Annotated in this window: 1 protein-coding gene; it reads left to right on the top strand. The window is 44.9% G+C overall.

All coding sequences use genetic code 11. The annotated features are described in order from the left end of the window. Positions 1 to 760, top strand: a 760-nt coding sequence (gene purC, locus R7O13_RS26385; RefSeq protein WP_318305144.1) for a phosphoribosylaminoimidazolesuccinocarboxamide synthase, incomplete at both ends; no start/stop codon positions are given.

The raw sequence follows: 760 nt of genomic DNA, 5'->3' as shown, positions 1-760 counted from the left end.
GACCTGCCAATTCGCACCCACAAACCCGTACACAGCGGAAAAGTTCGTTCAGTTTACTGGTTAACTGAAGAAGACAGTGCCCGACTGATCAAAGAGAAAGGATACGATGTCGCACCAGATGCGCCCCTGGCCATCATGGTGATCAGCGATCGTATTTCTGCTTTCGATTGTATTTGGCATGGTGAAGGTGGGCTTAAAGGTGTGCCGGGTAAAGGTGCCGCATTGAATGCCATTTCAAATCATTGGTTTAAGCTTTTTAAAGACAACGGCTTAGCTGACAGCCACATCTTAGATATTCCTCACCCATTTGTTTGGATCGTTCAAAAAGCAAAACCGGTAAAAATTGAGGCAATCTGCCGTAAATACATCACTGGTTCCATGTGGCGTGCATACGCAAATGGTGAGCGCGAGTTTTGTGGTATCCAACTTCCTGAAGGGTTAGAAAAAGATAAGGCTCTACCGGATTTGCTAATGACGCCGTCAACCAAAGGCATCCTAAAAGGCATTCCTGGTGTACCAGAAGCAGACGATGTGAACATCACTCGCCAAAATATCGTGGACAACTATGAAGCGTTTAACTTCTCAAGCACAGAAGATATCGCTCAGTACGAAAAACTGTTGAAAGAAGGCTTTAACGTTATCAGCCAAGCGTTAGAAGAAATCGACCAAATCTTTGTCGATACCAAATTCGAATTTGGTTATGTTCATGACGCCGCAGGTAATGAAAAGCTGATCTACATGGATGAAGTTGGCACGCCAG

The sequence above is a fragment of the Vibrio sp. Y176 genome (genome assembly GCF_033438945.1).
Note: the sequence above shows the minus strand (reverse complement) of the source record. Positions and strands in the feature narration are given on the sequence as shown.